Origin of the sequence: Sphingorhabdus sp. (assembly GCF_044357595.1) — a bacterium.
Taxonomy (GTDB): domain Bacteria; phylum Pseudomonadota; class Alphaproteobacteria; order Sphingomonadales; family Sphingomonadaceae; genus Sphingorhabdus_B.
In genome coordinates, this window is sequence record NZ_JBIKPH010000162.1 from 1 (window position 1) to 4,501 (window position 4,501).

Below are 4,501 nucleotides of genomic sequence, written 5' to 3' on the forward strand. Positions count from 1 at the left end.
GCAAGCTCGTTTTTAACGGCTGCATCCAACTTTACCGCAGCCGCCGTCCTGGCTGCAGACAATGCGCTCGCCGACTGAACATAGGCATTGTGCTTTGCCGCGACCTCAGCCTCAAGCAAAGCAAGTCCTTCGCCTCCGGCCTCAATGGACTGCAACTGTGCCGTCAACCTTTCCTGCAAAGCGATGATACCATCGGGGGCGATATTATGCTTACGCGCCAGTGCCCGCAGCTCGAACAAGCGCTCCTCGATCTCGTCAAGCCGTGCTGGTTCATATTCGATAGCGCGTGCCGCCGCGTTCAATTTATCTTCGGCATCGCTTGCTTCAATAACGGCGCGGTCCAGTGACGTCAGCGCTTCGGCCAATAAGGGGTGGGCATCCGCCAATCGGTCAAGCTTGCGGGCTGCACTGCGAATGAGTGACAGACCACTTTTGGGTCCGTCAAAACTTTCCAGCACCGTCTTCAAATCCTCGGCAATGCGCTCGCCCTTTTGCATGTCGGAACGTTCACCAGCGAGCTGCTCTTCTTCGCCTGGCTGCGGATGGAATGCCGCGAGTTCCGCAACCGAATGTTCAAGCCACTCACGATCACGCGCCGCATTTTCTAAAGCCTCGCGGGCAATATCGAGCCGAGATTTAGCATCCTGCCATGCAGCAAATTTGGCGGAAACGGTTGCGGTATCGCTTCGGCCAAAAGCATCCAACAAACTGCGATGCCCGCGTGCGTTCAACATACCGCGATCATCATGCTGGCCGTGGATTTCGACCAAAGCCGCCCCGACTTCCCGCAAAAGTGCCGCCGAGCACGGCTGGTCATTGATAAATGCTTTGCTACCGCCATCGGCCTTTACGGACCGGCGAATGATTAAAGGCTCATCCATCTCAATGTCGATGTCGTTCTCTGCAAGCAACGCCGCAACATACGCGGGCGATTCAAAGCTGGCCGTTACTTGCGCCTTTTCCGCGCCTGACCTTACAAGCCCGCTATCCGCTCGCGCGCCAAGCGCAAGACCAAGCGCGTCTAGCAATATAGATTTACCCGCCCCGGTTTCACCCGTGAGAACGCCAAGTCCGCCTGCAAACTCTAGGTCCAGTGCCTCGATCAGCACGACGTCGCGGATCGAGAGCCCCGTTAGCATGGCATTACGCGGCGGGCGCGTTCTTCTGCATTAGGTTATAGGCACGGGCATACCATTCGCTGCCCGGATAGTTGGCGCCCAGCACGGCCGCTGCCTTCTTTGCCTCTTCCGGCACGCCCATCGCAAGATAGCTTTCGGTCAAGCGATACAGAGCTTCTGGTGCGTGCGTGGTCGTGTCATATTTCTCAACCACTTCGCGGAAGCGCAACGATGACGCGAGCCACAGCGCACGGCGTTGATAGAAGCGGCCAATTTCCATTTCCTTGCCGGCCAAATGGTCACGAACAAGATCGATCTTCAACGTCGCATCAGACGCATAACGCGACGCGGGATAACGACGCTGCACTTCACCAAGAGCTGCAAGCGCCTGTTCGGAAATCTTCTGGTCGCGAGTCACATCGCTAATTTGCTCATAATAGGACAAAGCGATCAGATAATAGGCGTAAGACGCATCCTTGTTGCCGGGGTGGATCGAGAGAAAGCGGCGCGACGATTGAATCGACTCGTTGTACTTCTGCGCCATATAGTAACTGAACGCGCTCATCAGCTGAGCCCGGCGCGCCCAAGGGGAGTAAGGATGCTGGCGCTCAACCTCATCAAACAAAGCTGCGGCAACTTCATATTGCTTGTTATCAAGCTTGTTCTTGGCCGCTGCATACAGCGTATTCACGTCACGCGCGACATAACGGGTATTACTGCCCGGCTTTGCCCCACCGCCGCCCAGACCGAGTACGGCGCAACCAGAAAGCATGGAAGATGCGGCCAATACCGCCACGGGCACGAGGAATTTTTTGTTCATGAATGTTCCCTAGATAATCTTGTCCGCTCCGCCAAGCCTTTTGCTTCGCACTGCGCATAAAGACCGCAGAACCGTGGCGGAAATCTCCTGTATCGGTCATGAACTGTTTACGGATGAAATACGAAAAAAGGGGCCGCCGAAGCAGCCCCTTTCCTCTCTATTCTTTTACATGATAATCAGTGTGGGCGAAGTACCGCCACAAGCCTTTTAGGCTTAGTCTTTCAAGAAAGCGGGCACATGGTCGGGATCGCCCCCACCCTTGTTTTCGCCTTCTGAACGGTCTTGGCGTGGGCCACGGTCGCCGCGACCTTCGCCCCGTCCACCATCACGTCCACCGCCATCACGACGCGGTCCACGGTCGCCACGGCCTTCGCCGCGTCCACCACCGCCGCCTTCACGACGGGGCCCACGATCGCTGCGCTCGGTCTTTTCGCGGGGCGGGCGTGTGTCTTCCAACTCTTCACCGGTTTCCTGGTCAACGACGCGCATCGACAGGCGAACCTTGCCGCGCGGATCGATTTCCAGAACCTTAACCTTAACGTCCATGCCTTCGCTGACAACGTCCGTGACCTTCTCAACGCGCTCGTTGCGCATTTCGCTGACGTGGACGAGACCGTCCTTGCCGCCCATGAAGTTCACGAATGCCCCGAAATCAACAAGGTTCACGACCTTACCGTCATAGACCTTGCCGACTTCTGCTTCTTCAACGATGCCGGAGATCCACTTACGTGCAGCTTCGATCTGCGCAATATCGGACGACGAAATCTTGATAAGACCTTCGTCATCAATGTCGACCTTTGCACCGGTAGTCGCAACGATTTCGCGAATGACCTTGCCGCCGGTACCGATGATGTCGCGGATCTTCGCTTTGTCGATCTGCATTGTTTCGATTCGTGGTGCGTGCGCGGACAATTCACCGCGGGCTTCGCCCAGTGCCTTGGCCATTTCACCAAGGATATGGGCGCGGCCTTCCTTGGCTTGGTTCAATGCAGCTTCAAAAATCTCGCGGGTAATACCGGCGATTTTGATGTCCATCTGCATCGTGGTGATGCCTTCTGATGTACCCGCTACCTTGAAATCCATATCGCCAAGATGGTCTTCGTCACCCAAGATGTCGGAGAGGATTGCGTAATCCTTACCTTCAAGGATCAGGCCCATTGCGATACCCGAGACAGGGCGCTTGATTGGGACGCCTGCGTCCATCATCGCAAGGCTTCCGCCGCAAACCGACGCCATCGACGATGAACCATTGGATTCGGTAATGTCGCTGGTAATACGGATTGTGTAAGGAAACTCATCCTTGGTTGGCAACACGGCGTGCAGCGCGCGCCATGCAAGCTTACCATGGCCGATGTCACGGCGGCTTGGTGCGCCGAAGCGTCCCACTTCACCAACGCTGTACGGCGGGAAGTTGTAATGCAGCATGAAGTTTTCATAATGCAAGCCACCAAGGCCGTCGATCATCTGCTCTGCGTCCTTGGTACCCAAGGTGCAGGTCGCGATGGTCTGCGTTTCACCACGTGTGAACAGCGCCGAACCGTGTGAACGTGGCAAGAAATGCGTTTCCGCCAAGATTGGACGGATTTGCGAAGTTGTGCGTCCATCGATGCGTGTGCCATCCTTAAGGATTGCACCGCGCACGATTTCAGCTTCAAGCTTCTTCATCAGTTTACCAGCGGCCATTTGGTCCTGCGGGCTTGCATCGGTGAACGCTACCTTCGCAGCAGCGCGCGCCGCATTTAGTGCGTTTGAACGTGCCGACTTGTCCGTCAGCTTATACGCTGCGGCAATATCCTTACCGATAAGTTTCTTGAGCTTGTCCTTAGCAGCTGACAGATCAGCCTGCTCAGCCATTGCCCAAGGCTCCTTCGCAGCTTGCTCTGCAAGCTTGATGATTGCCTTAACGACTTCCTTACATGCGTCATGCGCAAACAGGACGGCACCAAGCATGATTTCTTCCGAAAGCTCATTGGCTTCGGATTCCACCATCATCACTGCGTCATAAGTCGCCGCAACGACCAGATCGAGGTCGCCTTCGGCTACCTGTTCGTCGGTTGGGTTCAGAATATATTCGCCGTTCAGGTAACCAACGCGTGCTGCGCCGATTGGGCCCATGAAAGGAACGCCCGAAATGGTCATTGCGGCCGACGCGGCGACGAGCGCCAGAATGTCAGGCTCATTCTCGCCATCATAGCTAAGAACTTGCGCAATCGCATTGATTTCGTTGTAGAAACCTTCTGGGAACAACGGACGAAGCGGACGGTCGATCAGACGCGAAACCAGCGTTTCCTTTTCGGTCGCACCACGTTCACGCTTGAAAAAGCCACCGGGAATACGGCCAGCTGCGGAATATTTTTCTTGGTAGTGAACGGTTAGCGGGAAGAAATCCTGACCATCCTTCACTGACTTTGCGGCGGTAACCGCGCAAAGCACAACAGTTTCACCAAGCGACGCCATAACAGCGCCGTCAGCTTGACGAGCAACTTTGCCCGTTTCGAGTGTCAGGGTTTGTCCGCCCCACTCGATTGATACAGTTTTCGTATTAAACATAGATTTTCCTTTG

The 4,501-nt window shown here is 55.5% G+C and carries 3 protein-coding genes; all 3 read right to left on the reverse strand.

Annotated features, from left to right (window positions below; translation table 11 throughout):
• On the reverse strand, positions 1-1,139 hold a 1,139-nt coding region (locus ACIQ2T_RS12050), incomplete at its 3' end, for an AAA family ATPase (protein WP_397591025.1).
• Between the two features lie 4 nt (positions 1,140-1,143).
• Positions 1,144-1,938, reverse strand: a complete 795-nt coding sequence (locus ACIQ2T_RS12055; RefSeq protein ID WP_397591026.1) for an outer membrane protein assembly factor BamD — start codon at positions 1,936-1,938, stop codon at positions 1,144-1,146.
• Positions 1,939-2,151: 213 nt separating this feature from the next.
• Positions 2,152-4,488: a polyribonucleotide nucleotidyltransferase gene (gene pnp, locus ACIQ2T_RS12060; protein WP_397591027.1), complete on the reverse strand. Its 2,337-nt coding sequence runs from the start codon at positions 4,486-4,488 to the stop codon at positions 2,152-2,154.
• Positions 4,489-4,501: the final 13 nt, after the last annotated feature.

What these genes read in the sequence shown, in the direction of transcription:
- ACIQ2T_RS12055 (WP_397591026.1), bottom strand. Translation starts at nt 1,938, where the DNA reads ATGAACAAAAAATTCCTCGTGCCCGTGGCGGTATTGGCCGCATCTTCC.
- pnp (WP_397591027.1), bottom strand. Translation starts at nt 4,488, where the DNA reads ATGTTTAATACGAAAACTGTATCAATCGAGTGGGGCGGACAAACCCTG.